The sequence below is a fragment of the Sphingomonas zeae genome, from assembly GCF_014197135.1.
GTDB classification, from domain to species: Bacteria; Pseudomonadota; Alphaproteobacteria; order Sphingomonadales; family Sphingomonadaceae; genus Sphingomonas; species Sphingomonas zeae.
Map to the genome: position 1 here is coordinate 90,342 of NZ_JACIFA010000006.1, position 25,374 is coordinate 115,715.

General features: G+C 66.5%; 27 protein-coding genes. 8 read left to right on the forward strand and 19 right to left on the reverse strand.

Features of this window, described 5'->3' with window-relative positions; translation table 11 throughout:
* Positions 1–125 precede the first annotated feature (125 nt).
* The 8 genes from GGR45_RS10365 to epsC form a co-directional block, all read right to left on the reverse strand.
* Positions 126–1,349, reverse strand: coding sequence for a UxaA family hydrolase (locus GGR45_RS10365; RefSeq protein WP_175312591.1), 1,224 nt, complete (start codon positions 1,347–1,349; stop codon positions 126–128).
* Positions 1,346–1,645 (reverse strand): UxaA family hydrolase, encoded by a 300-nt coding sequence (locus GGR45_RS10370; protein ID WP_175312590.1) that lies wholly within the window; start codon positions 1,643–1,645, stop codon positions 1,346–1,348. Before GGR45_RS10370 ends, GGR45_RS10365 begins: the two co-directional genes overlap by 4 nt.
* A complete protein-coding gene (locus tag GGR45_RS10375) occupies positions 1,642–2,670 on the reverse strand; it encodes an aldo/keto reductase (protein WP_285138887.1) in 1,029 nt (342 codons plus the stop codon). Before GGR45_RS10375 ends, GGR45_RS10370 begins: the two co-directional genes overlap by 4 nt.
* Positions 2,667–3,554, reverse strand: coding sequence for an amidohydrolase family protein (locus GGR45_RS10380; RefSeq protein ID WP_285161315.1), 888 nt, complete (start codon positions 3,552–3,554; stop codon positions 2,667–2,669). The genes GGR45_RS10375 and GGR45_RS10380 overlap by 4 nt, the downstream gene beginning before the upstream one ends.
* Positions 3,551–4,282 (reverse strand): SDR family oxidoreductase, encoded by a 732-nt coding sequence (locus tag GGR45_RS10385; protein WP_175312588.1) that lies wholly within the window; start codon positions 4,280–4,282, stop codon positions 3,551–3,553. The genes GGR45_RS10380 and GGR45_RS10385 overlap by 4 nt, the downstream gene beginning before the upstream one ends.
* On the reverse strand, positions 4,279–5,601 hold the full coding sequence (gene fucP / locus GGR45_RS10390) for an L-fucose:H+ symporter permease (protein ID WP_175312587.1): 1,323 nt from the start codon (positions 5,599–5,601) through the stop codon (positions 4,279–4,281). The genes GGR45_RS10385 and fucP overlap by 4 nt, the downstream gene beginning before the upstream one ends.
* A 187-nt stretch (positions 5,602–5,788) precedes the next feature.
* On the reverse strand, positions 5,789–6,529 hold the full coding sequence (locus tag GGR45_RS10395) for a gamma-glutamyl-gamma-aminobutyrate hydrolase family protein (protein ID WP_175312586.1): 741 nt from the start codon (positions 6,527–6,529) through the stop codon (positions 5,789–5,791).
* On the reverse strand, positions 6,526–7,482 hold the full coding sequence (epsC, locus tag GGR45_RS10400; protein ID WP_175312619.1) for a serine O-acetyltransferase EpsC: 957 nt from the start codon (positions 7,480–7,482) through the stop codon (positions 6,526–6,528). Before epsC ends, GGR45_RS10395 begins: the two co-directional genes overlap by 4 nt.
* A gap of 227 nt (positions 7,483–7,709) precedes the next feature.
* On the opposite strand from epsC, the gene GGR45_RS10405 reads away from it, so the two are divergent.
* Positions 7,710–8,729 carry a class 1 fructose-bisphosphatase gene (locus GGR45_RS10405; protein WP_175312585.1) on the forward strand — a complete coding sequence of 340 codons (1,020 nt, stop codon included), beginning with the start codon at positions 7,710–7,712 and terminating at the stop codon, positions 8,727–8,729.
* 272 nt (positions 8,730–9,001) lie between these two features.
* Here GGR45_RS10405 and GGR45_RS10410 read toward each other — a convergent pair whose 3' ends face one another.
* The 9 genes from GGR45_RS10410 to GGR45_RS10450 all read right to left on the reverse strand — a co-directional run bounded on the left by GGR45_RS10410 (position 9,002) and on the right by GGR45_RS10450 (position 17,863).
* Positions 9,002–10,048, reverse strand: coding sequence for a LacI family DNA-binding transcriptional regulator (locus GGR45_RS10410; protein WP_217498058.1), 1,047 nt, complete (start codon positions 10,046–10,048; stop codon positions 9,002–9,004).
* 139 nt (positions 10,049–10,187) lie between these two features.
* A complete protein-coding gene (locus tag GGR45_RS10415) occupies positions 10,188–11,870 on the reverse strand; it encodes a GMC family oxidoreductase (RefSeq protein ID WP_175312584.1) in 1,683 nt (560 codons plus the stop codon).
* Positions 11,871–11,898: 28 nt separating this feature from the next.
* A complete protein-coding gene (locus tag GGR45_RS10420; protein ID WP_175312583.1) occupies positions 11,899–12,732 on the reverse strand; it encodes a sugar phosphate isomerase/epimerase family protein in 834 nt (277 codons plus the stop codon).
* Complete coding sequence (locus GGR45_RS10425; RefSeq protein WP_175312582.1) at positions 12,729–13,313, reverse strand: gluconate 2-dehydrogenase subunit 3 family protein; 585 nt, start codon at positions 13,311–13,313, stop codon at positions 12,729–12,731. The genes GGR45_RS10420 and GGR45_RS10425 overlap by 4 nt, the downstream gene beginning before the upstream one ends.
* Positions 13,310–14,119, reverse strand: coding sequence for a 3-keto-alpha-glucoside-1,2-lyase-like domain-containing protein (locus GGR45_RS10430; RefSeq protein ID WP_175312617.1), 810 nt, complete (start codon positions 14,117–14,119; stop codon positions 13,310–13,312). The genes GGR45_RS10425 and GGR45_RS10430 overlap by 4 nt, the downstream gene beginning before the upstream one ends.
* A 17-nt stretch (positions 14,120–14,136) precedes the next feature.
* Positions 14,137–15,057, reverse strand: coding sequence for a hydroxypyruvate isomerase family protein (locus GGR45_RS10435; protein WP_175312581.1), 921 nt, complete (start codon positions 15,055–15,057; stop codon positions 14,137–14,139).
* On the reverse strand, positions 15,054–16,358 hold the full coding sequence (locus tag GGR45_RS10440; protein WP_175312580.1) for an MFS transporter: 1,305 nt from the start codon (positions 16,356–16,358) through the stop codon (positions 15,054–15,056). The genes GGR45_RS10435 and GGR45_RS10440 overlap by 4 nt, the downstream gene beginning before the upstream one ends.
* Before the next feature lie 69 nt (positions 16,359–16,427).
* Positions 16,428–17,468 (reverse strand): sugar phosphate isomerase/epimerase family protein, encoded by a 1,041-nt coding sequence (locus GGR45_RS10445; RefSeq protein ID WP_175312579.1) that lies wholly within the window; start codon positions 17,466–17,468, stop codon positions 16,428–16,430.
* 2 nt (positions 17,469–17,470) lie between these two features.
* Positions 17,471–17,863: a c-type cytochrome gene (locus GGR45_RS10450; protein WP_246358161.1), complete on the reverse strand. Its 393-nt coding sequence runs from the start codon at positions 17,861–17,863 to the stop codon at positions 17,471–17,473.
* Positions 17,864–17,987: 124 nt separating this feature from the next.
* Between GGR45_RS10450 and GGR45_RS10455 the strand changes: the two genes are divergently transcribed.
* Together GGR45_RS10455 and GGR45_RS10460 are read left to right on the forward strand one after the other, a co-directional pair.
* On the forward strand, positions 17,988–19,166 hold the full coding sequence (locus GGR45_RS10455) for a Gfo/Idh/MocA family protein (RefSeq protein WP_175312578.1): 1,179 nt from the start codon (positions 17,988–17,990) through the stop codon (positions 19,164–19,166).
* Positions 19,167–19,245: 79 nt separating this feature from the next.
* Entirely contained in the window at positions 19,246–19,902 is a 657-nt protein-coding gene (locus tag GGR45_RS10460; protein WP_175312577.1) for a hypothetical protein, read from the forward strand.
* 29 nt (positions 19,903–19,931) lie between these two features.
* Here the strand turns inward: GGR45_RS10460 and GGR45_RS10465 are convergent, their stop codons facing one another.
* Complete coding sequence (locus GGR45_RS10465) at positions 19,932–20,384, reverse strand: DUF4126 family protein (RefSeq protein ID WP_175312576.1); 453 nt, start codon at positions 20,382–20,384, stop codon at positions 19,932–19,934.
* A 102-nt stretch (positions 20,385–20,486) separates the two neighbouring features.
* Here GGR45_RS10465 and GGR45_RS10470 point away from each other — a divergent pair, with 102 nt between their 5' ends.
* From GGR45_RS10470 to GGR45_RS10480, 3 genes are all read left to right on the forward strand, one after another.
* A complete protein-coding gene (locus GGR45_RS10470) occupies positions 20,487–20,684 on the forward strand; it encodes a hypothetical protein (RefSeq protein WP_175312575.1) in 198 nt (65 codons plus the stop codon).
* A 6-nt stretch (positions 20,685–20,690) separates the two neighbouring features.
* Positions 20,691–21,647 (forward strand): aldo/keto reductase, encoded by a 957-nt coding sequence (locus GGR45_RS10475; RefSeq protein ID WP_175312574.1) that lies wholly within the window; start codon positions 20,691–20,693, stop codon positions 21,645–21,647.
* 63 nt (positions 21,648–21,710) lie between these two features.
* Complete coding sequence (locus tag GGR45_RS10480; protein ID WP_175312615.1) at positions 21,711–22,070, forward strand: response regulator; 360 nt, start codon at positions 21,711–21,713, stop codon at positions 22,068–22,070.
* 99 nt (positions 22,071–22,169) lie between these two features.
* Here the strand turns inward: GGR45_RS10480 and GGR45_RS10485 are convergent, their stop codons facing one another.
* Positions 22,170–23,567 (reverse strand): helix-turn-helix domain-containing protein, encoded by a 1,398-nt coding sequence (locus GGR45_RS10485; RefSeq protein WP_175312573.1) that lies wholly within the window; start codon positions 23,565–23,567, stop codon positions 22,170–22,172.
* A gap of 185 nt (positions 23,568–23,752) precedes the next feature.
* Between GGR45_RS10485 and aceA the strand changes: the two genes are divergently transcribed.
* Positions 23,753–25,030 (forward strand): isocitrate lyase, encoded by a 1,278-nt coding sequence (gene aceA / locus GGR45_RS10490; protein WP_175312572.1) that lies wholly within the window; start codon positions 23,753–23,755, stop codon positions 25,028–25,030.
* Between the two features lie 27 nt (positions 25,031–25,057).
* Entirely contained in the window at positions 25,058–25,216 is a 159-nt protein-coding gene (locus GGR45_RS10495) for a hypothetical protein (protein ID WP_175312571.1), read from the forward strand.
* Positions 25,217–25,374 lie beyond the last annotated feature (158 nt).

Sequence of the window (25,374 nt, forward strand, 5' to 3'; positions counted from 1 at the left end):
GACGGGCATTTCGACGTCGCCCAATGCGAACGGGGTTTGCGGGGCGTTAGCGTGGGATGACATCAGCCTGCCCCCCGTCAGGGGGGCTCGGCTTGGATCAACCCAGTGTTATCCTGCCCTTCAGCTCACGCCGCCTGCGGCAGACAGCCCGGCCCCTTCGCGCCCGCCGCCTTGTAGGTCAGGACGAACTCCTGATGCCCCAGCGCTTCCGACTTGGTCTGCGAGCCGCCCGACACCGCGACGATCAGGTCGACGATCTCGGCCCCCACCTCGTCCAGCGTCGCGTCGCCATAGAGGATGCGACCGGCGTTCACGTCCATGTCGCCTTCCATCCGGGCATACATTTCCGGATTGGCGGCGATCTTGATGACCGGCGAGATGGCCGAGCCGACCACCGAGCCGCGCCCGGTCACGAACAGGTTGATATGCGCGCCGCACGCGATCAGCTCGCCGATCTCGGCATTGTCGACGATGTTGGGGAAGCCGAACTTCGGGTCGCCCGCGGGCACCACGTCGAGCAGATACAGTCCCGGCCCCGGCGCCTGTTCGGCGGGCAGGATCACGCCGGTGATCGGACGGCTGCCCGACTTGGCATAGGCGCCTGCCGACTTCTCTTCCTGGCTGGTCAGGCCGCCCTCGGCATTGCCCGGTGCGAAGCTACCATAGCCCATCGCCCGGTAATAACGCTCGGCCTGCGCGACCGAAGCGATCAGGTCCTGCGCCACCTCCGGCGTCGCGGCGCGCTCGGCCATATGGCCTTCGCACCCGATCATCTCGCCGGTTTCCTCGAAGATGCAGATCGCGCCCGCATCATAGAGCGTGTCGAAGGCCCGGCCGACCGCCGGGTTGCCGGTGATGCCGCTGGTCCCGTCCGACCCGCCGCAGATGGTGCCGATCACCAGTTCCGACAGGGTCATCGGCACGCGCACGGCTTGCGCATCGGCCGCCGCGCGAACCCGCTCGACGGCGGCGATTCCCGCCTCCATCGCGCCGCGCGTGCCGCCCGACTGCTGGATGACGATCGTCTCGACCGGACGTCCCTGCTCGCGCGCGTTAGCGGCCAGCGCCTCGCGGTTGAAGCTCTCGCAGCCCAGCGACAGCAGCACGACACCGCCGACATTGGGGTGCGTCGTCAGCGCCTTCATCATCGCCAGCGCATAGTCATTGGGATAGCAGCCGGGAAAGCCGATCAGCTGCACGCGCGGATCGTCCATCTTCTCGACGATGCGGCGCGCGACATGGTGCGCGCATTCGACCAGATAGACGACGACGATCGCATCGCGAATGCCCTTGCGACCATCAGGGCGTGCCCAAGCCTGCCAGGTCCGCCCGGTCATCTCCGTGGTCATGCGTGATCTCCGTGGGCGTCGCGCAGATGCGCAGGGATATAATCGCTTTGCATATTGTGCATATGAACCCAGCCACCGGCGGGCGCGTCATGGGTCATCGACCCGATGGGCATGCCGTATTTGATGACCTTGTCACCGGTCGCCAGCGGCACGACCGCCAGCTTGTGACCCAGCGCGACGCGTTCAGTGACGGTCAGATCATGGCCATCGACCATGATATGCTCGCCCGGCTCGACCGTGCGGCAGCAGACGGCGACATTGTCGGTCGGGGTCAGGCGGATGGCGGCGACACTCATGCGCCCTCTCCCGGCAAAGGCGCGTCGGGGCGGACGAGCCCCTCGGCACGCAGCTCCGCCCAGAAGGCGGACGGGATAGGCTCGGCGTAAAGTCGCATCGTGTCGGATACCTGTTGCGGATCGGCAATTCCGGGAATGACGCTGGCGACCAGAGGATGGGCCAGCACGAAGGCGAGCGCGGTGGCGGGCAGCGAGACGTGGTGGCGCGCGGCCACCGCCTCCATTGCGCGGACCTTGGCCAGCACCGCCTCGGGCGCTGGCGCGTAATTATAGCGCCCGGCGGCCGCACTGCCGGTTGCCAGGATGCCGCTATTATAGGGACCACCGACCACGATCGAGGTGCCCGCCGCCGTACAGGCGGGGAACAGCGCATCGAGCGCGCCCTGTTCGAGCAGTGTGTAGCGTCCGGCAAGCAGGATCACGTCGAACCGCGTGGCGTCCATCAGGTCCAGGCAAACCTCGACCTCGTTCACGCCCAGCCCGAAGCCCGAGATCGCGCCCTGATCGCGCAAGCTCTCCAGCGCCCGGAAGCCGCCGCCCGCGATCAGCTGTTCGCGATAGCGCGCATCCGCCTCGCCATGCGTGACCCGGCCGATGTCATGGACGAACAGGATGTCGGCACGCGCCAGCCCCAGCCGTTGCAGGCTGTGCTCATGGCTGCGCATGATGCCGTCATAGCTATAGTCGTAGCGCGGACGGAACGGCATGGCGGTATGGAAGCCGTCACGCTCGCGGTCGTCGGTGATGCTGGCGTCCGGGTCCATCAGCCGCCCGACCTTGGTCGAGACGATGACGTCCTGCCGACCGCGCACCGCGTCGCCCAGCCGGCGCTCGCTCAGGCCCCGGCCATAATGCGGCGCGGTGTCGAAATAGCGGAAACCCGCCGACAGCGCAGCGTCCAGCGTCGCGGCAGCGCTGGCATCGTCGATCGCGGCATAGAGATTGCCCATCGCCGCCGCGCCAAAGCCCAGTTCGGGAAGCACGCAGCCCGTCTGGCCCACCATCCGGCGCGGAATATCGGTCACAGGTTCAGGCCCAGTCGATAAATTCGGTTGGCATTGCGCCCCCACAGCTCGCGCCGCTCGTCATCGGAGAATCCGGTCAGCAGGGCCTCATAGGCGCCCAGCGTCCGGTCGAGATCGGCGGCGAGCCGGTCGGTCGGAAAGTTGGTCGCGACCATCACCCGGTCCGTGCCGAAACGCTCGATCACCTCGGCCACGATGTCGGCGAAACCGACGGGATCGAAGCGCGGCCCGATAAAGCCTGCGCCCGACAATTTGATCGCGGCATGGGGCATGGCGGCGAAGGCGATCAGTCCGGCACGCCATTCCTCCAGCCCGTCCGTCGGAATGGGCAACGCCAGGTGGTTGAGGATGACCGGCACCTCGGGATGCTGCTCCGCCACCTCAGTCAGACCGGATAACTGCGCCGGAAAGCCGTGAAAGTCGAAGCTCAGGCCATGACGACCGAGCAGCGCATAACCGGCTCGCCAGCGGGGATCGCAAGTCAGGTCATGGTCATAGGCGCGGCGGCCCGGATCGGTCGGATGCCAGTTGATCAGGTGGCGAATGCCCTTCACCCGGGGCTGCGCCGCCTGCCACGCCAGTTGCGGCTCGACCGCCGGATGATCCAGCTCGACCCGAGCGATGATAGCGTCCGGTAGCCCGCCCGCATCGGCGACCTGGTTCAACCAGAGGGTCTCGTCCACGCCCTGATCGGGATCCGCGCCCGCATCGACATGCACCGCCCCGACGAGATTCCAGGCCGCCAGCTCCGCCCGGTAATCGGCGATGCGATAGGTCGCGGCGATCGGCGTCGTCTCGGGCGCATCCAGCCATGGGTAGCGCAGCACGCCATGATCCCACAGGTGGAAATGCGCGTCGACAAAGGGCGGCCGCGTGTCCGTCACGCCATCGTCCATCCGCCGTCGATGGCGTGCATCTGGCCGGTCGTATAGGCGCTCTCGTCCGACGCGAGATAGAGGGCGAGCGCGGCAACCTCCTCGGCCTTGCCCAGCCGTCCCATGGGCTGACGCGCCACGAACGCAGCGCGTGCCGCCTCGGCATCGCCGGTCGCGGCCAGACGCTCGTCGAGGCTGGGCGACTGGACGGTGCCGGGGCAGATCGCGTTGCAGCGAATGCCCTTGCCGACATAATCGAGCGCGACCGAACGGGTGATCCCCGCCACCGCGCCCTTCGACGCGCAATAGGCATAGCGGTTGGGCACGCCGATCAACGCGCCTGCGACCGAGGACATGTTGACGATCGAGCCGCGCCCCTGCGCGATCATGGCGGGCAGGAATGCCTGGAGCATATGGGTGATCGCATGGACGTTCAGGTCGAAGGACAGCCGGTAGCCTGCGTCCTGCGTCGCCAGCAGGTCGCCCGCATCGACATAGCCGGCACAGTTGAACAGCACGTCCATCGCGCCCGTCCGCTCACCGAACGCCGCGATCGCGGCCGGATCGGTAAGGTCGAGAATCTCGGTCGTGCAGCCCTGAAGGCTGGCCAGCGCCTCGGCATTGCGGTCGACGGCAATCACCTGCGCGCCTTCCGCCGCGAACAGCTCGGCGGCGGAACGACCGATCCCCTGTCCGGCACCCGTCACGATCGCCCGCTTACCCTGCAGACGGTTCATCCATTCATCTCCTTACGGCGCCCCATCATCAGGGCGAAAATCGTCACGACCATGAAGCTCACGGTCGGGACCAGCATCGCGCTGGTAATGCCAGCATGGTCGGACACCAAGCCCATGAGTGCGGTCAGACCCGCGCCGCCGATGATCGCCATCACGATCAGCGACGCGCCCGCCCGGCGCAGCGGCCCCAGCCCCTCGATACCCAGGGCGAAGATCGTCGGGAACTGGATCGACATGAAGAAGCTCGCCGCAACCAGCGCGATCAGCCCCGGCCATCCGCCCAGCACGCCTGCCACGGCGGTCAGCAGCACCGAGATCCCGGCAAACAGCGCCAACAGCTTGACCGGCGCCGCCCGGCCCATCAGCGCGCTGCCCAGGAAACGCCCCGCCGCGAACAGGACGAGCGACAGGAGCAACGCGTCCGCCCCGTCCCGCTCGGCAAGGCCGACATTGGCCTGGCCATAACGGATCGTGTAGCTCCACACGCCAACCTGCGCGCCGACATAGAAAAACTGCGCGACGACCGCGCCCAGCAGGCGCGGCTGGCGGAACACGTCGACGAAACGCCCGCTGCGCCCCTGCTCCTCCGCCCGAACCGGCGCGCCGGTGGGGAAGCGGACCAGCGCGGCGGCCAGCGCGAACAGCAGCACGACGACCGCGATCGCGACATAGGGCGGTGCGATCGCCTGCACCTCTGCCTTGTAGAAGGCGGTGCGGGCGGCGGCGTCCATCGTGGCGAGCGCCTGCTCGTCATGCTCGATGCCCGACAGGATGAAGAAGCGCCCGATCAGGACGCCCGTGATCGCGCCCAGCGGATTGGCCGCCTGCGCCCAGTTGAGCCGCCGCGTCGCGCCCGATGGATCGCCGAGCTCGCCCATCAAGGGATTGGCCGAAGTCTCGAGAAAGGCGAGGCCCGCCGCGATGACGAACAGGCCGAGCAGGAACAGCTGGTACATGCTCGCCGCCGCGGCCGGATAGAAGAGCAGCGCGCCGGTGCCATAGAGCGTCAGCCCCAGCACGATCGCGGCCTTATAGCCATAACGGCGCATCACCATCGAGGCGGGCACCGCGAGCAGAAAATAGCCGAGATAGAAGACCTGCTGGACGAAGCTGGTCCCGAAATCGCTGAGCGTGAAGGCCTTGCGGAATTGCGCGATCAGGATGTCGTTGAGATTATTGGCCATTCCCCAGAGGAAAAAGAGACTGACCGTGATGACCAGCGCGGGCAGATAGACGCGCGCAACCGTGCCGCCATGGCCTGCACCGTCCGCGCCCCGCCCGGCCGGGGCGGCGGAGGATAGATCGACAGGCAGGGCCATCAGTCATGTCCTCGCTTAAGCTGTCCGGCTCGGATTACCGTCATCACGGCTCCTTCTCCATGAAAGTCTTATTTTATGAGCGCGACTCTACGGCGACAGCAAGGTCGAAGGCAAGCGCTATCGGACGGCATGACCCGTCGCTGGAGGGTAGGACGAACGAAGGCAATGATGGAATGCGGAGCCCCGATCAGGCGCGACCGCCCACCGACTCGCCCAGCAAGGTGAAGAAGCCGCGTGCCACGCCGCAGGTTGCGATGTCCCATTCGGGGTGCCATTGCACCGCCAGTACATCGGCACCGCAACCGGGCGCGCGGAATGCCTCGATCAGCCCGTCCTCGGCGTCACGCGCTTCCACCACCAGGCCGTAGCCCAGCCGGTCGACGCCCTGCTGATGCACCGAATTGACCTCGACCCGGCGATGCCCGCTGCGCCCGGCCAGCGCGCCGCCGGGCATCAGGTCGACCGGGTGGTGATGGCCGAACAGCGTGTCGTAATCGCCCTCCCACGACCCGCGATGATGGCGCGGTCGTCCCCCCAGGCAGGTCAGCGAGCCGCCGAACAGCACGTTGATTTCCTGCATTCCCCGGCAAATGCCGAACACTGCCTTGCCGCGTTCGATCATTCGCCCGGCCAACGCCAGGGCGACCGAGTCCCGCTGCGGGTCGCACGCTTGCGGCGCGAGTTCGGCGCAGCCGCCATATTGCACGGGTGCGACATGCGAACGCCCGCCGGTCAGCAGCAACCCGTCAAGCATGTCGGCCATCAGCGTGGTGTCGACGGCCTCGGGCACGGCGGGCACGATCACCACACTCGCCCCGCACAGCTGGACCAACGGATCGACGAAGCGCGTCGCGACCGCCTGAATCGGGCGGTTGGCTACCTCGTTCCCGCACATCAGCCCGATGACCGGCCTGCCCTCCTGCTTCATGCCGTCCCCTCCAGTTCCTGCCGCAACGCACGACCCTCTGCGCGCGGCAGAGCCAATGCCTCGGGCTGGACGAGCACGCTGTCCGGCTCGACATCGGTCAACAGCCAGACATTGCCCCCGATCACCGATCGTGTCCCGATCCTCACTCGGCCCAAAATCGTCGCCCCCGCATAGATAATGACATCATCCTCGACGATGGGATGACGCGCGAAACGGTCGCGCGGCGAACGAGGCGCGGTGCCCAGCGCCGAGCGCGCGCCCAGCGTCACATGCTGATAAACGCGCACCCGCTCACCGATGATCGCGGTTTCGCCGACGACCACGCCGGTCCCATGGTCGATGAAGAAATGCCGCCCGATGGTCGCGCCCGGATGAATGTCGATGCCGGTGCGCTCATTGGCGAGTTCGGAGATCATCCGCGCGACGATCGGCGCGCCCAGCGCGTTCAGCTCATGCGCGATGCGGTGGTGCAGGCTGGCGATGGCACCCGGATAGCAGAGCAGGATTTCGTCGACGCTGCGCGCGGCGGGATCGGCCAGAAAGGCCGCCTCGACATCGCTGTCGATCAGCTCGCGCACCTGCGGCAGGGTCGCGCCAAACAGCCGCGCGACCAAAGCCGCCTGCTCGGGCGGAAAGTCGGCATCGACATCCTTCTGCCAATAGGCGAGTTCCGCCCCGATCTCCCGCTCCAACGCGGTCAGCGCGGCGAGCAGCTTGGCAGCGACGAAGCGATCCTCCTCCTGCGCAGCCCCGCGGAAATGGCCCAGGCGGCGCGGATAGAGCGCGGCGGCGACCAGCGCGACGACATCCTCCACGCCGCTGCGCGAGGGGAAACGCTCGACATCGCGGCCTGCATCCTGCCGCTCCCGCCAACCATGCCGGGCGGTGCGAAGCGCCGATACGATGCCGTCAATGCCCGTCGGGGCATGACCCGGCGCGGGGGTTTGCGTCATCAGCCGTCCGGTCGTCATAAGCGATCCTCCGACCTCCACCATATCCCATTTGCGGACTAGGATATAACAGATTTGCTACGGTCCCATAAAGCGCCAGCTTTGCTTAACGTCAGGTTGCGTGAGGCCGATGGCCAGTCCATGGTCCGCCCCGCCACCATGGCTTGGCCCGGCGGGAGGGAGCCCGCGGGGCCGATCATCCACCGGCCTTTCCCGGAGCATGTCCGACGATGACGACCCCGCGCCAGACGACGCTGACCCGTTTCCTGATCGAGGAGCAGCGCCGCTCCGAAGAAACCTGCCCCGCCGAACTGCGCCTGCTGATCGAAACCGTCGCCCGCGCCTGCAAGGCGGTGAACCAGGCGATTTCCAAGGGCGCGCTGGGCGACGTCCTGGGATCGTTGGGCAGCGAGAATGTGCAGGGCGAGGTCCAGAAGAAGCTGGACGTGATCGCCAACGATCTGCTGCTCGACGCCAATGAATGGGGCGGACACCTGGCCGCGATGGCGTCGGAGGAGATGGAGACGATCCACCGCATTCCCAACCGCTTCCCGCGCGGCGAATATCTGCTGCTGTTCGATCCCATCGACGGGTCGAGCAATGTCGATGTCGACCTGTCGGTCGGCACCATCTTCTCGGTCCTGCGCGCGCCCGAGGATTGCGCGGGCCGCGAAGTCACCGAGGCCGATTTCCTCCAGCCGGGCCGCGCGCAGGTGGCGGCGGGCTATGCCATTTACGGGCCGCAGACGCTGCTGGTGCTGACGGTCGGCACCGGCGTCTATGAGTTCACGCTCGACCGCGAGATCGGATCGTGGCGGCTGACCGACGGGCCGATGCGCGTGCCCACCGGCACGAAGGAATTCGCGATCAACATGGCGCGCCGCCGCCAATGGTCGCCCGGCATCGCCCGCTATATCGAGGAACGCATCCTCGGCACCGAGGGGCCGCTCGGCGAGGACTACAATATGCGCTGGACCGCCTCCATGGTGGCGGACGTCCACCGCATCCTGAAGCGCGGCGGCGTGTTCCTCTATCCGGGCGACCACCGCAAGGACGGCAAGGCCAAGCTGCGTTTGCTCTATGAGGCGAACCCGATGAGCTTCCTGATCGAACAGGCGGGCGGCGCGGCGATCGACGGGGCGATCCCGATCATGGAGGTCGAGGCCGTCGGCCTGCACCAGCGCGTCGGCGTGGTGCTCGGCGATCCCGAAGAGGTGGCGCTGATCGCGGAATATGGGCGCACGGGGTAAGGTTTTGCCGCTCTTCTGTTCCCCGGCGAAGGCCGGGGTCCAGTTGCGATGAACGATCGAAGGCGGGCTGGATTGGCCTCCCCGCCTCGTCGTCCGCCGCACATACTTGATGGAGCCTGGACCCTGGCCTCCGCCGGGGGACAGGAGATGTTATCAACCGGGGCCATCCCCACCCCCGTTCAGCCTGAGCGAAGTCGAAGGCCAAGGGGAAACCCCGCGGCATGGTCCGGGGCGTGCATTTCGACTTCGCTCAGTGCGAAACGAGGTGGGGGTTATGTGAGCCCCACCGACTCCCGCACCACCAGCTCGAAATCCACCACCCGGTCCTCCACCGTCCGCGAGCGCAGCGCCGCCAACACCTGCTCGACCGCGCGGAAGGCCATGTCGCCGACCGGCTGGCGGATCACGGTCAGCGGCGGCCAGAGCCGGGCCGCGATCGCGGTATCGTCGAACCCCGTGACCGCCAGTTCGTCGGGCAGGCGCAGCCCCATGCGCTGCGCCTCGCCGATCAGCCCCGCCGCCATGTCGTCGCTGCTACACAGGATGGCGCTCGGCCGATCGGGCAGATCCAGCAACGTCCGCCCAGCCGCCGCGCCCGCCGGCGGATCGAACCCGGCACGAACGACCAGCACAGGGTCATAGGCCAGCCCGCTCGCCGCCAGCCCGTCACGAAACCCGGCCAGCCGTTCGTCGGCGACCGAGAAGTGCTGCGGCCCCGCCAGAAAGCCGATGCGGCGATGCCCGGCGCGCGCGACATGGGCGGTCATCGCCGCCATCGCCGCGCGATTGTCGATCCGCACCGTCGCCATGTCGGGCATCGCCTGCCCGGTCGCGATGGCCGCCGCCGCGACGCCCAGGTCCTCGAACAGCCCGGACCCGCTCAGCAATTCGGCAAAGGGCGGCAGCAGCAGCACCGCCGCCGCGCCGCTCTGCACCAGCGAACGCAGCGCCGCCTCGGCCGCTTCGCGCGTTAGCGCTTCCTCCCCTCGTGCGATGAACTGCAACCCGCGCGCATTGCTCGCCCGTAGCGCGCCCAACAGGATCGAGTCGATGAACGGCGTGCCCTTGTCGCTGTACAGCAGGCCCAGCGTCGTCGCCCGCGCCTTGGCCAGCCGCCGCGCCGCAACATTGGGGACATAGCCCAGCGCCTCGATCGCGGCGAGCACGGCCGCACGCGTCGCGGGGCTGACCCTCCCTGCGCCGTTGATGACGTTGGACACGGTCATCGCCGACACCCCCGCCCGCTCGCCGACTGCGCGGATGGTGATGCCCTCCGGGCGCTTGGTGGGGATGGAGGGCTTTGCGGTGGGCGAGGTCAAAGGAAATCCCCCCTCCCCTTCAGGGGAGGGGTCGGGGGTGGGGCGCTTCCGCGGGCGTGACGCGCTTGGTGAGGCCCCACCCCAGCCCCTCCCCTGAAGGGGAGGGACTTTTCCCAAATCAACCCGATGGCCTCCAACCTCAGACCGCCCCCGCCTTCAGTCCCTTGACCGCATGATCGGCCGCCCGTGCGGTCAGCGCCATGAAGGTGAGTGAGGGGTTCACGCAAGACACCGACGTCATCTGCGCCCCATCGGTGACATAGAGATTCGAGGCGTCATGCGCCTGGCTCCATTTGTTGAGGACCGAGGTGCGCGGGTCCGCCCCCATGCGCGCGCCGCCCATTTCATGGATCGCGTCGCCGGGCACATGCTCCTGCTCGCCGCTGGTGACGTTCTTCAACCCCGCCGCTCGCAACATCGCCTCGCCTTCACGCCGGGCATCCGCCATCATCCTCAATTCATTCTCGCGGAAGGTCACGTCGAATTTCATCAGCGGCACCCCGAAGCGGTCAACCTTGCTGGGGTGTAGCGAGACGCGGTTATCCTCATAGGGCAGGCATTCGCCGAACGCGCCCATGCTGAACTGCCACGGGCCATAGCGACGCATTCCGTGCTTCATCTCCGCCCCGAATCCGACCGGCTTGGCGGCGTTGCGATAGGCCGAGCCCTGATAGCCATAGCCGCGCCGGAAGCCGAGCCCTTCGTCGCCCTTCAGATTGCGGAAGCGCGGGACATAGACCCCACCCGGACGACGACCATATTCGATCAAGTCGTCCATGCCCGGAATTTCACCCGATACGCCGACGCGGAAGATATGGTCCATGACATAACGGCCCAGCGTCCCGCTGCTGTCGAAATGGCTCCGTTCCGCGCCAGGCGCGCGCGAGTTCATCAGGATCTGCACCGATGCCATGGCCGAGGCGCAGACGAAGACGAGATTGGCGGCGACCGTCTGCGCCTGTCCGGTCTTGGCATCCACATAGCGAACGCCGGTGACCTTCTTTCTGGCAGGATCATAGTCGATCCCCGTCACCACCGCATCGGATTGCAGGGTGAGCCGCCCGGTCGCGCGCGCGGCGGGCAGCGTGACGGCCTGCGTCGAGAAATAGGCGCCGAACGAACAGCCATTGCCGCACTGGTTGCGGAACTGGCATTTGGTGCGGTTCTGATCGGGCTTGTCCTCGGTCATGTTGGACAAGCGGGTATGGATCAGCTTGCGGCCCGGAAACTGGTTTTCCAGCCGCTCCTTCAGCCACTTCTCCGCCACGTTCATCGGGATCGGCGGCTGGAACTCGCTATCGGGAAGATAGGGCAGGTTCTCGCGCGAGCCCGACACGCCGATATATTTTTCGACATAAGCGTACCACGGCTCGACATCGTCATAGCGGATCGGCCAGTCGGCAGCGACGCCCTCCCGCTTGTTCGCGTCGAAATCGTCCGGGCTCCAGCGGAACGACCAGCGCCCCCAGATCAGCGACTTGCCGCCGACCGCACCGGGCCTGATCCAGTAGAATTTGCTCCCCTCGTCATAGGCATAGGGGTTCAGCCGGTCATCATTGTAGAATTTCTGGTTGCTGGGCGCGACATAGCCCTGTTTGGCTATGAAATAATCGCTCTCCACCAAGGTCTTGGGCATGATGTTGCGCGCGGGCACCTCGAACGGCGGCTTGCCGTCATAAGGATAGCCCTCGCCATGCTCGACCATGACACCCCGGTCGAGCATCAGGACGCGCAGGCCCTTTTCGGTCAGTTCCTTGGCGGCGAAACCGCCGCTGATCCCCGACCCGATCACGATCGCGTCGAAACGGTTCGTCGCCGCCATGGCTGTCCTCCCTATGCTTTTCGTATGTTTAGAATCGAAGCGCGCGCAGCGTCCGGTAACTGGTCGTGATGTCGGGCAGATAGGGCGCAGGCGCCTGGTCGTTCTCGACATAGAAATGCTTCACGCCCGCAAGGCCGTTGAGCTTGAAGAGCGACGCGAAATCGATCTTGCCCGCGCCGACCGCCGTCATGCTGCCATCGGCGCGCGCATCCTTGACGTGATAGGCATAGATGCGTCCGGCCAGCCGCCGGATCAGCGCGGCGGCATCCTCGCCCGCATGGATCGCCCAGTACAGGTCGATCTCCAGATTCACGAGCTTGGGGTCGGTCGCCTTCAGCAGCCGCTCGTACAGGCTGACGCCGCCGGGTTTAACGGTGAATTCAAAATCATGATTGTGATAGGCGAAGTCCAGCCCCGCCTTCTTCAATCCTTCGGCGAAGCGATTGAAATTGGGCAGCGCGGCGTTCCAGCCCGCCTCGGTCCGATGCTCGTCGGTCATGTAGGGCAGGACGACCGTGTCCGCGCCCAAAGTCTTCGCCATGGTCACACAGGCGTCGAACTTGCCGAGCAGCGAGTCATAGGGAACATGGATCGACGGCGCCTTCAGCCCCAGCCGGTCCTGCGTGCGGCGGAGCATGGCATGGTCCATCGCGTCATAACCGCCCCCGCCATATTCCACCTCGCGATAGCCGATCTTGGCCACCGCCTCCAATGTCTTGACCGGATCGGCCGCGAACAGTTCGCGGATCGTGTAGAGCTGCAACCCGATGGCGCCGAGCTGCGCGGCCTGCGCCTCGCCCGGCAGCAGCGCCGCCGCGCCAAGCCCCAGCCCCGCGCCCATCAGCGAACGACGATCGATCATGCCGAATACACCTTGTTGACCTTGGAATAGGGATAGGCGCCGTCATATTGGCCGGGCACCGGCAGATATTCGCGTTCCTGCGTGATGCCGATTTCCGACGTGTAATAGCCGGTGATGACCAGCTGGCGGAACGGCTCGAAGAAGGCGCGGCCTTCGGGCAGCACGCCCTCCATCGCCTCGGTCAGCAGCGTGTCCTGCTGCGCTGCGCTCGCCTTGGCGGCGGCCATCTTGTTAACGCTCTGGCTACGCGCCTCGATCGCGTTCAGCCCGGCGATGATTGGCACCCGGTCGGTGGGCAGCGCCCAGTCGGCCAGCATCTTCTCGATGAACGCAGGCACCCCGGCCGCGACCGCGCCGGGCGTGTCGGTGGTGGGCAGCACCCGCTCCGCCAGCGCGGTCATCGTCGCGCGCTGGACGGGAGTGAAGACCGCGACGCTGGGTGGTCCGTCCGAGATGACGGGGACAGCGCCGCGCGCCTGCTCCACCGCGCCCGCCGCCCGCGCGATGGGGGCGAACAGCGTGGAGCCGAACATGGCGGTGATCCCCGCCAAAGCGTGTCTGCGGTCGATATGGGGGGTCATCGGGCATCCTCCGGCAGGTCCTGCGCAATCGCCTCGGGCGGCAACGGTCGGACCCAGATATTGCGGAACGAGACGGGCGAGTCGTGATCCTGAAGCTGGATCGGCGCGGCATCGCCATGCGCCTGGTATTTCTCGACCTGCCGCCAGATGGTGGTGCCGAGCATCGCCTGATGGTTCTGCACCACGACGCCGTTCAGCAGCGCGGTGACATAGGCAGGACGCAGCAGCTTGCCGTCCGCCGCGAAGCGTGGCCGTTCGAAGATGATGTCATAGCTCTGCCACTCGCCGGGCTTGCGCGCGGCGTTCACCAGCGGCGGCTTCCAGGCATAGACCGCACCGACCTGCCCATCGGCATAGGTTGGGTTGTTATAGCCGTCGAGGATCTGCACCTCGTAGCGCTGCATGAACCAGATGCCGCTATTGCCGCGATCCTGTGACGATTTTTGCGGCGGGTTGGGCGAACGGAATTCCAGGTGAAGCTGGACATCGCCGAAGCTCTGCTTCGACACCAGCACGCTCTCGCCCTTGCCGTCGCGTGGTGGCACGGTCATCACGCCACTCTGAAGCAGCCACGGCTTACCGCTGGGCGTCCAGGCATCCATCGAACGCCCGTCGAACAACACCACCGCATCGGACGGCGCGCCGCCGGGCTGCGCGGCGGGGGTCACGACCGTCGGCGCGGGCCGGTCAGGATCATGGACATGCCATTTGCCACCGGGCAGCATCGGCGTGTCGCGAAAGCCCATACCCGGCTTGTCCTGGCCGACAGCGCCGCTCGCCACGGCCAGCGCCATCAACGGTAGCATCCGCATCGCTCCCCTCCTCATGCTGTCGGATCGATCGCGCGGTAAGCGGCGATCAGCCTGTCTTCGCCAGCCCGACCCTTGACCGAATTGCCATGTTCCATGCCGATCACCCCGGCATAGCCCTGTGCTTTCAGGAAGCGGCAGACATTGGCGTAATTGATCTCGCCGCTGCCCGGCTCGTTGCGCCCCGGATTGTCGCCGAACTGGATATAGCCGATCTCGTCCCAGCACAGCTTCATCGTCGGGATCAGATTCCCCGACTGGATCTGCTCGTGATAGAGGTCGGCGAGCACCTTCACGCCCGGACTGTTCGCCCCGCGCGCGACCGCATAGCCCTCCGCGATCGACTGCATGAAGACGCCCGGATGGTTGGTCCGCGTGTTGAGCGGCTCCATCACCAGCGCCATCCCGTGCGGCGCCACGATGTCCCCTGCCCGGCGCATCACATCGATGATCCGCCCCATCTGGATCGCGGGATGAAGCCGCTTGTCCATAAAGCCGGTCACGACCGTCATCCGCGTCGCGCCGACCCGCTTGGCGACATCGACCGCGCTGGTCACGTCTGCCAGGAAAGCCTGTCGCTCGGCATCGTCGTCCCCGCCCAGCAGGGGCCGCGATTCCGACCATTTGGGCATCGAGGCGACGAACACGCCCATCGTCATCTTCCGGTCGCGCAGGGCCTTGGCGATCGCCTCCTGCTCGGCCACCGGGCGAAGGCGATACTCATTATCTTCCCACGCCCAGAAACCCTGATCGGCGGCATAGGCGATCTGCTCGACCGAGCTGTCGCCCCGGCTGGCGAAGCTGCCGAGATGGGGTGCGAATCCCAGAGCGAAGCGCGCGGCGTTGGACGACCGGCGCGCCTTCTGCCCGGCCAGCGCGGCAGCGGGAACGGCGGCGGCGAGGCCACCCATCACGGTACGACGCGACCAGCTCATGCGACACTCTCCGTAACGGGGCGATGGGGGCGACGACGCTCGGCCAGCCAGATGCCGCCGAACACGAACAACAGGATCACCGGCACGATGGCGAGCCGCGCAAAGGACTGCGACGCCGCCGCGTCCTCGACCTGGCGCAGCGCTTCGCCGGTCAGCCGCTTGAACGCCTCCGGCCCACCGGCCAGCTCGACCTTGGCGGCGTCGAACATCGCGCCCAGCTGCGGGAGCACGAAGAAGCTCGCCAGCGCCCCCGCCGACCCGACCAGCCCCAGCGCCCAGGCGCCGCCGCGCGGATAACGCTCGGCAACCGAGGCGAGCATGGTCGGCCACATCGCGCAGACGCCCAGCCCCCACACGGTCGAGGCCAGGATCGCCGCGACCGGCGACTGCGCGCGCGACAACAGGAACAGCCCGATCCCCGCCATCAGGCTCGACACCCAGAGCAGCCCCGGATTGGACAGCCGCCCCGCGATCCGCCCGGCAAAGTGGCGGAATACGAACATCAGCGCGCTGACATAGACGAGCAGAAGAATGCCGCGCATCCCCACCCGGCTGCTCAGCGCCACGTCGAGCCACTGGCCGGGCGCCAGTTCGGACGCGGCGGTCAGGAACATCGCGGCGAACCAGACGAAGAAGCTCGGCCGCTTGAAGACTTCGGCGATCATGCCGCCGAACCCGACATCACGCACCGCGCGTGGGACCGGCGGGAAGTGGGTGGTCGCCGCCATCACCAGCACGCCGAGCGCCGGGATCAGGACCAGCGCCATGATCGCCTGCCACGACAGGACTTCCGCCAGTAGCACGCCTGCCAGACCACCGACGATCAGCCCGCCGGGATACCAGGCATGGAGCACGTTCAGCCGGTGCGTCGTCTCTTCCGGATAGAGCCGCGCGGTCAGCGGGTTGATCGACGCTTCCGCCAGCCCCCAGCCGATGCCGCTCAGAAGCATCCCGCCCCAGACGATGTGATAGACGGTCATGCCGCTGGCGACCGACCCCGCGCCGATGATCGCCGCCGTACCGACGAGGAAGCACAGGCCACAGCCGATCAGCATCTGCCGTGCTCCGATCCGATCGAGCAAGGCGCTCGCCACGAACAGGGTTGCCGCAAAGCCCAGGAATGCCGAGCCCAAGGCCGACCCGATCAACTCTCCCGCCTCGACCGGCGCGATGGGATCAATCCATTGCGTTTTCAGGCTGCTCGCCACCGCCGCGCGCAAGGCCGCACTCGCGGCGGCCGTGAACAAGGCCAGCACGCTCAGCCAGAACAGACGCGACCGATTCTCCGGTACCGCTTCCATGCCCCTCTCCCGCTTATATTTTATGTCAGACTTTACCCTCCGGGGCGGATGGTCAAGCCTTTGAATTCCTTAAAGTCCCAGCCAGCGCCGATTGGCCGCTGGATCGCCGCCACCGGCGAAATCGTCGAAAGCCCGCTCGGCCCTGCGGATCATATGCGCGGCGATAAAGGGCGCCCCCTCGCGCGCGCCGTCCTCGGGATGCTTCAGGCAGCATTCCCATTCGAGCACCGCCCAACCGGCATAGCCATATTGGGTCAGCTTGGAGAAAATCCCGCCGAAATCGACCTGCCCGTCGCCCAGCGAACGGAAGCGCCCCGGCCGGTCGATCCAGTCGCTATAGCTGCCATAGACACCCGCACGGCCGGTCGGATTGAACTCGGCATCCTTGACGTGGAACATGCGGATGCGGTCGTGGTAGAAGTCGATGAACTGGAGATAATCCATCGCCTGCAACACGAAATGGCTGGGATCGTAGAGGAGGTTGGCGCGGGCATGGCCGCCGACCGATTCCAGGAACCGCTCGAACGTCACACCGTCATGCAGGTCCTCGCCCGGATGCAGCTCGTAGCAGAGGTCGACGCCCTGTTCCTCGAACGCATCCAGGATCGGCCGCCAGCGCTTGCCGAGTTCGGCGAACCCTTCCGCCACCAGTCCGGCGGGCCGCTGCGGCCAGGGATAGACGAAGGGCCAGAGCAGCGCGCCGGAGAAGGTCGCATGAGCCTTCAGCCCCAACCGACGGCTCGCCTTGGCGGCGTAATGGAGCTGCTGAACGGCCCATTCCTGCCGCTCGGCCGGCTTGCCGCGCACGGCCTCAGGCGCGAAGCCGTCGAAGGCCGCGTCATAGGCCGGGTGGACCGCGACCAGCTGCCCCTGCAAATGGGTCGACAGCTCCGTGATCGCCACGCCCGCCTCGGCGCAGCGCCCGGCTAGGTCATCGCAATAATCCTGGCTCTCGGCCGCCTGTTTCAGGTCGATGCAGCGCGCGTCCCAGGTCGGGATCTGCACGCCCTCATAGCCCGCCTCCGCCATCCAGCGCGCCGCCGAGTCGAGCGTGTCGAACGGCGCGGCATCGCCCATGAACTGCGCCAGGAAGATGCCCGGGCCGCGCATGGTCACTTGCTCGTCTCGGCCTTGAGATAGGCGATCAGCGCGGCGCGCTTGGCGGGGTCGGCGACGCCGATCGGCATCCGCGTGCCCGGCACCTTCTTCATCGGCGCGGCGATGAATTCGTTGAGGGTCTTGTCGTCCCATTTCAGGCCCGACGCCTTCATCGCGGGCGAATAGTTGAAGCCTGCGACCGTGCCTGCCTGTCGCCCGAACACACCGTTCAGATTGGGACCGACACCGTTGCGCCCGCCTTTGTTGAGCGTGTGACAGGCCCGGCATGCGGCAAAGGCCTGTGCACCCGCCGCGGGGGCGGTCTGCGCGGTCGACGGTGCCTGCGCGACCAAGACGCCAGCAACCATAGCCGGCACGGCGGCGGCCAGCCCGATCAGCTGCCTCATCCACTCTCTCCCGAAATTTTCTTGCCCAGACTCGCTGGTTCTTGTGTGAGTTTACCGTTAAACCGATGTCATGCAAGCATCGAATATCGCATCATAAGCGATTGGGATGACAGGGGAGAGGGTGATGGCGGGACGGAAACTGCGGCTGGCCATGGCGGGTGGCGGCGAAGGCGCGTTCATCGGCGGCGTTCACCGGATGGCGGCGGCACTGGACGGCGAGTGGGAGCTGGTCGCGGGTACGTTCAGCAGCGACGCGGCACGCAATCGGCGCAGCGGGGAGCAGCTTGGTCTGTCCCCCGACCGCGTCCACGACTCGATCGACGCGCTGCTGACCGACGAACGCGCGCGGCCCGATAACGAGCGGGTCGACGCGGTCGCCATCGTCACCCCCAACCACCTCCACGCGCCGATGACGATCGCGGCGCTGAACGCGGGCTTCCCGGTGTTCAGCGAAAAGCCGATGGCGATGAACCTCGCCGAAGCGCGCGCCATCGCCGAAGCCGCCCGCCACTCGGGCCAGCTCTATGCCTTGGCCTTCACCTATAGCGGCTATCCGATGGTCGAGGAGGCGCGGGCGCGGGTCGCGCGCGGCGATTTCGGCGCCATCCGGCTGGTCCATGTCGAATATGTCCAGGGCTGGCTCAGCAACCCGCTCGACCGTGAGGGCAACAAGCAGGCCCAATGGCGCACCGACCCGGCGCGTGCGGGGCTTGGCGGCGCGCTGGGCGATATCGGCACCCATGCCTTTCAACTGGCCGAGCATGTCGCGGGATTAAAGGTCGAGGCGCTGTCTTCGGATGTGACCACCCATGTCGCGGGGCGGATGCTCGACGACGACGTCAATGTGCTGCTCCGCTTCGAGCATGGCGCACGCGGCACGTTGCGCGCGACGCAGGTGGCGGCGGGCGAGGAGAATGGCCTGCGCCTGCGCATCCACGGCGAGAAAGGCGGGCTGGAATGGTCGCAGATGGAGCCCAACACCCTGGCCCTGCGCTGGCTCGACCGCCCCGCCGAGATCGTCCGCGCCGGAGGGCCGGGCCTCAGCCCCACCACCCTGCCCCGCCAGCGCACCCCCTCTGGCCATCCGGAGGGCTATATCGAGGCGTTCGGCAACCTCTACCGCGCGGTGGCGGGGGCCTTGCGCAACAGTGGTCCGGCCGAGGGCGGCGCATTGGGCGAGGCAACCTGGTTTCCCGGGCTGGAGCCGGGATTGCGAACAATGGCCTTTGTCGAGGCGGTGCTGGAAAGCGCGAAGTCGGACGAAAAGTGGACGGCGTTTCCCGCTATTACCGGCTCTTCCTGAAACACGAACATGCCGTGATGATGTGGACTGATCGCCGGACCCGGCATCGGCGACGCGCGACGATCGGCATGGAGGCGGCATGATCCTTTTGGCGTTGCTGATTCAGATTGATACCGCGCTGACATTTGGCGAGGCGAAACGGCTCCCGCCAGCGGTGGTCGGGGAACGCCTTTTGAAAGGTGAGAATTTCAGGCCCATCGAGTCCTTCGCCAGCTTCGGCGCAACATTTGAGGGTCCACCCGGCCTCGTCGAGGCCCGTCTGTTCGAGCAGCCCGTCGCCACTCCCCTCGGCTGCACGCGGCAGCAATGGACCGTGAAATTTCAGGCCCAAGAGAGCAAGGAATCGGATAGCGCACTTCCCTATGATCGTTATCGAGCGACTGAGGTAGCGTTGCCCAAGCCATCGGGGTGCGCGGTCGCCAACTATGTACACTTGAACCCCGGCATTTCTGAAGCGCAGGGATTTGCCGTTCTTCGGCAGTTGGAAAAGCTTCGTTCCGGCAGAAAAAATGTCACGATTTCATGTACTGAAGACGATACCGCATCCAGCTTTTGTATGAATAAAGCGGCAATTCTGTCCGCGCTCGCCCGCCTCACGCCGTGGAATATTGCATCTGATCCGAATGGGTTCCGGGTCTGGCTCGGCACACCGGGCCGCACCGTGACGGAGGTGCGCTTTCATTCGCAACGACCAAGCCACGTCTGGGTAGACCGGCGCTTCCCTGCGCCATTCTAAGCGCCCGAAGGGGCTACATCGGTCGGCCCTTATCCCCGCCGTCCCCGCACGATGCCCACCGCACCTGCCAGCACCGCAGCATCCTCGGCAAAACCCGTCTTTGTCTGGCCATAGCGGCCCAGCGCCGCCATGCGTCCGCGCCAGCCGGGATAGGAAGCGACCACCGCCGTCACCCCGCCGATCGCCGCGCCCAGCCAGCGACGTTTCGGCGAGGCGAGCGCCGCGCCGGCGATCGCCGATGTGGTGAAACGCGCCGCCAGGCCGATCGGGACGATCCGGTCCGGGGCCGTCTTCTGCTTGTCGCCCGCCATTTCGCCGATCGCCAGCGCCAGCGTGCCCGCCGCGACGACAGGGTTGGCGAGCCAGCGCAGCACGCCCTTGCCGACCGGCAACTGGCCGCGCGCTGCGGCGATCGACACAGCCGCCAGTGGCGTCATCGCGCGTTGTCCGCCGACCAGACCCATTTTGAACGATGCAAGCATGGCATTGACCTCGTAACCGAAAACCCGGTGGCAACAACGCCCGTCCCCGCCCGCCGGGTTCCCCCTTCCCCTCCCACCCGCGGCTTTGCCATGATGGCGCGCATGACCCGCATCCTGATGACCGCCGCGCTGCTGACGCTGGCCGCCTGTTCCTCCCACAACCAGCCCCCGGGGCTGAGCGAGGAGGAGAACCGCCAGTTGAACGAAGCCGCCGCGATGCTCGATGCCAATGCGGTCGATCTGAACGCGATGGCGCCTTCGGACGTTGATGAGGGAAATCCCACCGATAACGAAAGCTGATACGCCATGACCGACATGCCGCTTCGCCGCCTGGGCTCGACCGACCTGATGATCGCGCCGCTGGTGCTGGGCGGCAACGTCTTCGGCTGGACCGCCGACCGGGCGGCGAGCTTTGCGGTGCTCGACGCCTTTGTCGATCAGGGCGGGGTGATGATCGATACGGCCGATGTCTATTCCGCCTGGGCCGACGGCCATCAGGGCGGCGAGTCCGAGGCGATGATCGGCGAATGGTTGAAGGCCAGCGGCAAGCGCGACCAGGTGCTGATCGCGACAAAGGTGGGGATGCTGCCGGGCGAAGGTGGCGAAAAGCTCGCGCCTGCCCGGATCGCGGCGGCGGCGGAGGCCTCGCTCAAGCGGCTGGGCACCGACCGGATCGACCTGTATTTCGCGCATCAGGATGACGAGGATCAGCCGCAGGACGCGGTGATGGAGGCCTTTGCCCGGCTGGTCGAGGCGGGCAAGGTGCGGGTGATCGGCGCGTCCAACTTCCACGCGGCGCGGCTGAAATCGGCCAATGAGGCGGCGTTGGCGGCCGGGCTACCACGCTATCATGTGCTGCAACCCGAATATAATCTGGTCAGCCGCCACAAGTTCGAGGGCGAGTTGCAGGATTACAGCGTCACGGAAAATATCGGCGTCGTCCCCTATTACGGGCTCGCCGCCGGGTTCCTGACCGGCAAATACCGCAGTGACGCCGATCTGTCGCAAAGCGTGCGCGGTGCAAGGATGGGCGAGCTTCTCCATGGCAAGGGCGGCGCGGTGCTGACGGCGCTTGACGAGGTGGCCGCCGAAACCGGCGCCACTCCGGCGCAGGTCGCGCTCGCCTGGCTCATGGCGCAACCGGGCGTCACCGCACCGATTGCCAGCGCGACAAGCGTGCAACAGCTGTCCGAGCTGACGCCCGCAATGCGTCTGACCCTGACGAAAGAGCAGCTCGCGCGGCTGACCGACAGCGGCGCGTGACGAACATGACCAAATGACACCCGATTCGGAACGAATGGGGCGGCCGGGTTTTATTTGCGTTATATGATGCCTCCGACCGTTTTAATCGTCGAAGATCAACTGCTTCTGCTGATGCACGTTCAGTTCGTTTTCGAAGATGCGGGATATGTGGTGATCCAGGCGGACAGCGCCGATGAAGCGCTGCTCGCGCTGGATCGCCATCCCGAAATTGGCGCGATTTTCACGGATGTCGCCATGCCCGGCTCGATCGATGGAGCCGCGCTGGCGGCACGGGTCCGTCAGTCGCATCCCCATGTATCGATCGTGGTCACTTCCGGTGAGCAGTTTCATGTCGCCGAGCATTTGCCCGTCGGAGTCCGTTTCGTGCCCAAGCCTTATGCCGGGCATGACATCATCCGGATGATCGGCCAAAGCGCCGCCTGACGGCGGCAGGTACCTGCGGCGCGACGCCCCTGCGCGGGGCGTAGCGGACGACAGACACCCTGCCCCGGGAACATGGCCAAATGATACTTCCGGGACGAATCAATCTCCGACGAAATTGAACGGCGTGACGCCTCTTTCGCGTTCGTGGATCAAGAGCGCGCGCCCGACCGGCGGGTGTGAGCGCTGCGGGCACTCGCTCCGCAGGCAACGGCGACAGCCCGGTCCGATGGGAGTAGCCGGACCGCTCATCGGGTCCTGCCCCCGGATCGCCGCCAGCTGTCCCGCCATCGCTGCCGTCAGCCCCAGCATGATCGCGAATCGCCCGGAGTCGCCCGACAGCGTCCGCCCGGCGCGCGACGTTGCGTGCGTCAGCGTGACGAAGCGCGCGCCATCAGGCATCACGACGATCTCGACCAGCGGTTCGCCGCTACGGTCGAAGGCCAGGAAGACGGACGAGAGCGGGCACATACCCTCCGCCTCGACCAGACCGGGGTCCGCGGCCCCCGCCAACCGCTTCGACACCTGCCCCGCCCTATCGACGCGTGACAGAAAAAAGGGCAGCCCGCGCGCGCCGACCCGGTTCAGCGTGGTCAGCCGGTGCGCCAGTTGCTCGAACGAGACGCCGAACCGTCGCTGGAGTATCGCCAGATCATAACCCGTCGCCTCGCAGGCGCGCAGGAAGCGGGCATAGGGCATGACGATGGCGGCGGCAAAATATTGCGCGAGATAACGCCGGAACAGCCGCTCCGCGATCCGATCGCCAAAAGCCGCCCCCCGCGCCAGCGCCTCGATCTCGCCGCGCGCCTCGGACTGGGCGAGTTGAACCGCAAGCGCAAAGACCCGTGCGGGGGCCTCCAGCATCTCGGACAGTTGTAGCTGTCGGGCATGAAGGTCCAGCCGGACGAGCCGGTCGGGCAAGATGTCGATCGGCAGCACCCGGATGGACAGGGCATGGCGAACCCTCAGCCGCTCCGCCAGCGCGCCGTACAAATCGCCCGCCGCCAGCCGCAATTCGTCGGCCAGCGACTCGGCCGCGGCGTCGAGATCGGGAAAATGATTGCGCCACCGCTCGATCTCGCGCCGGACGGCCATGGTCGGGTCGGGCGCGGCGGGCGCATCGGCCATTCCGCCCGCCGCGCCCGCCAGCCGGTCGAACGCGCGGGCGAAAGCTTCGGCACCGCCGGGGGCGGCCGCCAGCCATTCCTCCAATTCGGTGCGATCGATCTCCAGATCGGCGAACAGCGGATCAGCCAGGCGCCGCCGCATCGCCGCCGCTCCCCCGCCCGGCGCATCGCTGGTCAGGGCGCGCGGGTCGAAGTCGAACGTCTCGACCAGCCGCACCAGCAACGCGGCCGAGACGGGCCGCTGATTGCGCTCGATCAGGTTCAGATAGCTGGGCGAGATGTCCAGCATGTCCGCCATCGCGGCCTGTGACAGACCATTCTGCCGCCGCAGCCGCCGCACGACATGGCCCGCTATCACCTTGGCTGTGCTCACTGCCCTCTCCTTGAACGACAGGTTGCGCTGTCACCTACGAACTGTCAATTCTTTACAAATTGACTGATCCTTACAGAAAGATCAGCGACGATGTGACCCCAGCGAAAGTGCGTTCCACCTTCTCCATCGATCATCGACGGGGCAATCTCGTCGTCAGAAACAGTCAAATTGTAAAGGACGATGCGATGCCGAGCTTCCAGGATTTGGTCCCTGCCCCCGCTGGGCGGTTTGACGGCATCGCCCGTCCCTACACCCCCGCCGATGTGGCGCGGCTGCGCGGATCGATCGCGGTCGAACATACGCTGGCCCGCCGCGGCGCACTGAAATTGTGGGAATTGCTCCAATCCGAGGATTATGTCCCGGCACTGGGCGCGCTGTCGGGCAATCAGGCGATGCAGATGGTCCGCGCCGGGCTGAAGGCGATTTATCTGTCGGGCTGGCAAGTCGCGGCGGATGCCAACACGGCAGGGCAGATGTATCCCGATCAGTCGCTCTACCCGGCCAATGCCGGGCCGGAGCTGGCGCGGCGGATCAATGCGACGCTTGCCCGCGCCGATCAGATCGAACATGCCGAAGGCGGCGCGACCCGCGACTGGTTCGCCCCCATCGTCGCCGATGCCGAGGCCGGCTTCGGTGGCCCGCTCAACTGCCATGAGATCATGAAGGCCTATATCGCGGCGGGCGCGGCGGGCGTGCATTTCGAGGACCAACTCGCCTCGGAAAAGAAGTGTGGGCATCTGGGTGGCAAGGTCCTGATCCCGACCGCCGCGCATATCCGCAACCTCAATGCCGCGCGGCTGGCGGCGGACGTCGCGGGCGTGCCGACCGTCATCTGTGCGCGCACCGATGCCGAGAGCGCGCGACTCATCACCTCGGACGTGGACGAGCGTGACCATGAATTCCTGACCGGCGAGCGGACGGCGGAAGGCTTCTTCCGCCTGAGGGACGGCACGGGTGTCGACCATTGCATCAAGCGCGGCCTGGCCTTCGCGCCCCATGCCGACCTGTTGTGGTGGGAAACGTCGAAGCCCAATCTGGACGATGCACGCCGCTTCGCAGAGGCGATCCGGCGCGAGCATCCGAACAAGATGCTGGCCTATAATTGCTCGCCCAGCTTCAATTGGGAGGCCAATCTCGACCGCGACGACATCGCCCGCTTCCAGCGCGAAATCGGGGCGATGGGGTACAAGTTCCAGTTCGTGACGCTCGCCGGGTTCCACCAGCTCAATTACGGCATGTTCGAGCTGGCCCGCGGCTACCGCGACCGGGGCATGGCGGCCTATTCCGAGCTGCAACAGGCCGAATTCGCCGCCGAGCCTCATGGCTATACCGCGACCCGCCACCAGCGCGAGGTGGGCACCGGCTATTTTGACCTGATCGCGCAAATGGTCGCGGGCGGCGACAGTTCGACCACCGCGCTCGCCGAATCCACCGAGGCCGCGCAATTCGTCCAGGCCGCCTGATCGACATTGGAAGAAGGAAAGATTGCCATGCAGACCGAACCGCAACGCAGCCGCGCCGTCTTCTCGACGGAGGACTTCGCCTTGATGAAGGAGGCTGTCGCCGAACACGTCAAGCGCGTCGCTGACGACCCACGCTCGGTCAAGTTCGCACATCTGTACCACCGGCTGGGACGGATCGCGTCGTGAGGTGATCCCTTGGCCTTCGGCTTCGCTCCGGCCGAACGGATGACGGTATAACGCCGACGCTCCGTTCATAGTGAGGGACGTCGAAATGTGCACCGCTCTTCCTTGGGGAAGGAAGCGACCCCGCCGAACCCGTTCGGCGGGGTTTGTCTTTCCCACGG

Excerpts from the sequence above, each read along its gene's own strand:
- GGR45_RS10370 (WP_175312590.1), bottom strand. The coding sequence starts at position 1,645 with ATGAGTGTCGCCGCCATCCGCCTGACCCCGACCGACAATGTCGCCGTC.
- GGR45_RS10495 (WP_175312571.1), top strand. The coding sequence starts at position 25,058 with ATGCAGACCGAACCGCAACGCAGCCGCGCCGTCTTCTCGACGGAGGAC.
- GGR45_RS10425 (WP_175312582.1), bottom strand. The coding sequence starts at position 13,313 with ATGACCCCCCATATCGACCGCAGACACGCTTTGGCGGGGATCACCGCC.
- GGR45_RS10470 (WP_175312575.1), top strand. The coding sequence starts at position 20,487 with ATGACCCGCATCCTGATGACCGCCGCGCTGCTGACGCTGGCCGCCTGT.
- GGR45_RS10455 (WP_175312578.1), top strand. The coding sequence starts at position 17,988 with ATGGCGGGACGGAAACTGCGGCTGGCCATGGCGGGTGGCGGCGAAGGC.
- GGR45_RS10395 (WP_175312586.1), bottom strand. The coding sequence starts at position 6,529 with ATGAAGCAGGAGGGCAGGCCGGTCATCGGGCTGATGTGCGGGAACGAG.
- GGR45_RS10460 (WP_175312577.1), top strand. The coding sequence starts at position 19,246 with ATGATCCTTTTGGCGTTGCTGATTCAGATTGATACCGCGCTGACATTT.
- GGR45_RS10445 (WP_175312579.1), bottom strand. The coding sequence starts at position 17,468 with ATGCGCGGCCCGGGCATCTTCCTGGCGCAGTTCATGGGCGATGCCGCG.
- GGR45_RS10480 (WP_175312615.1), top strand. The coding sequence starts at position 21,711 with ATGATGCCTCCGACCGTTTTAATCGTCGAAGATCAACTGCTTCTGCTG.
- GGR45_RS10415 (WP_175312584.1), bottom strand. The coding sequence starts at position 11,870 with ATGGCGGCGACGAACCGTTTCGACGCGATCGTGATCGGGTCGGGGATC.
- GGR45_RS10440 (WP_175312580.1), bottom strand. The coding sequence starts at position 16,358 with ATGGAAGCGGTACCGGAGAATCGGTCGCGTCTGTTCTGGCTGAGCGTG.
- GGR45_RS10405 (WP_175312585.1), top strand. The coding sequence starts at position 7,710 with ATGACGACCCCGCGCCAGACGACGCTGACCCGTTTCCTGATCGAGGAG.
- GGR45_RS10435 (WP_175312581.1), bottom strand. The coding sequence starts at position 15,057 with ATGAGCTGGTCGCGTCGTACCGTGATGGGTGGCCTCGCCGCCGCCGTT.
- epsC (WP_175312619.1), bottom strand. The coding sequence starts at position 7,482 with ATGACGCAAACCCCCGCGCCGGGTCATGCCCCGACGGGCATTGACGGC.
- GGR45_RS10430 (WP_175312617.1), bottom strand. The coding sequence starts at position 14,119 with ATGCTACCGTTGATGGCGCTGGCCGTGGCGAGCGGCGCTGTCGGCCAG.
- GGR45_RS10365 (WP_175312591.1), bottom strand. The coding sequence starts at position 1,349 with ATGACCACGGAGATGACCGGGCGGACCTGGCAGGCTTGGGCACGCCCT.
- GGR45_RS10465 (WP_175312576.1), bottom strand. The coding sequence starts at position 20,384 with ATGCTTGCATCGTTCAAAATGGGTCTGGTCGGCGGACAACGCGCGATG.
- GGR45_RS10420 (WP_175312583.1), bottom strand. The coding sequence starts at position 12,732 with ATGATCGATCGTCGTTCGCTGATGGGCGCGGGGCTGGGGCTTGGCGCG.
- GGR45_RS10450 (WP_246358161.1), bottom strand. The coding sequence starts at position 17,863 with ATGAGGCAGCTGATCGGGCTGGCCGCCGCCGTGCCGGCTATGGTTGCT.
- aceA (WP_175312572.1), top strand. The coding sequence starts at position 23,753 with ATGCCGAGCTTCCAGGATTTGGTCCCTGCCCCCGCTGGGCGGTTTGAC.
- fucP (WP_175312587.1), bottom strand. The coding sequence starts at position 5,601 with ATGGCCCTGCCTGTCGATCTATCCTCCGCCGCCCCGGCCGGGCGGGGC.
- GGR45_RS10385 (WP_175312588.1), bottom strand. The coding sequence starts at position 4,282 with ATGAACCGTCTGCAGGGTAAGCGGGCGATCGTGACGGGTGCCGGACAG.
- GGR45_RS10475 (WP_175312574.1), top strand. The coding sequence starts at position 20,691 with ATGACCGACATGCCGCTTCGCCGCCTGGGCTCGACCGACCTGATGATC.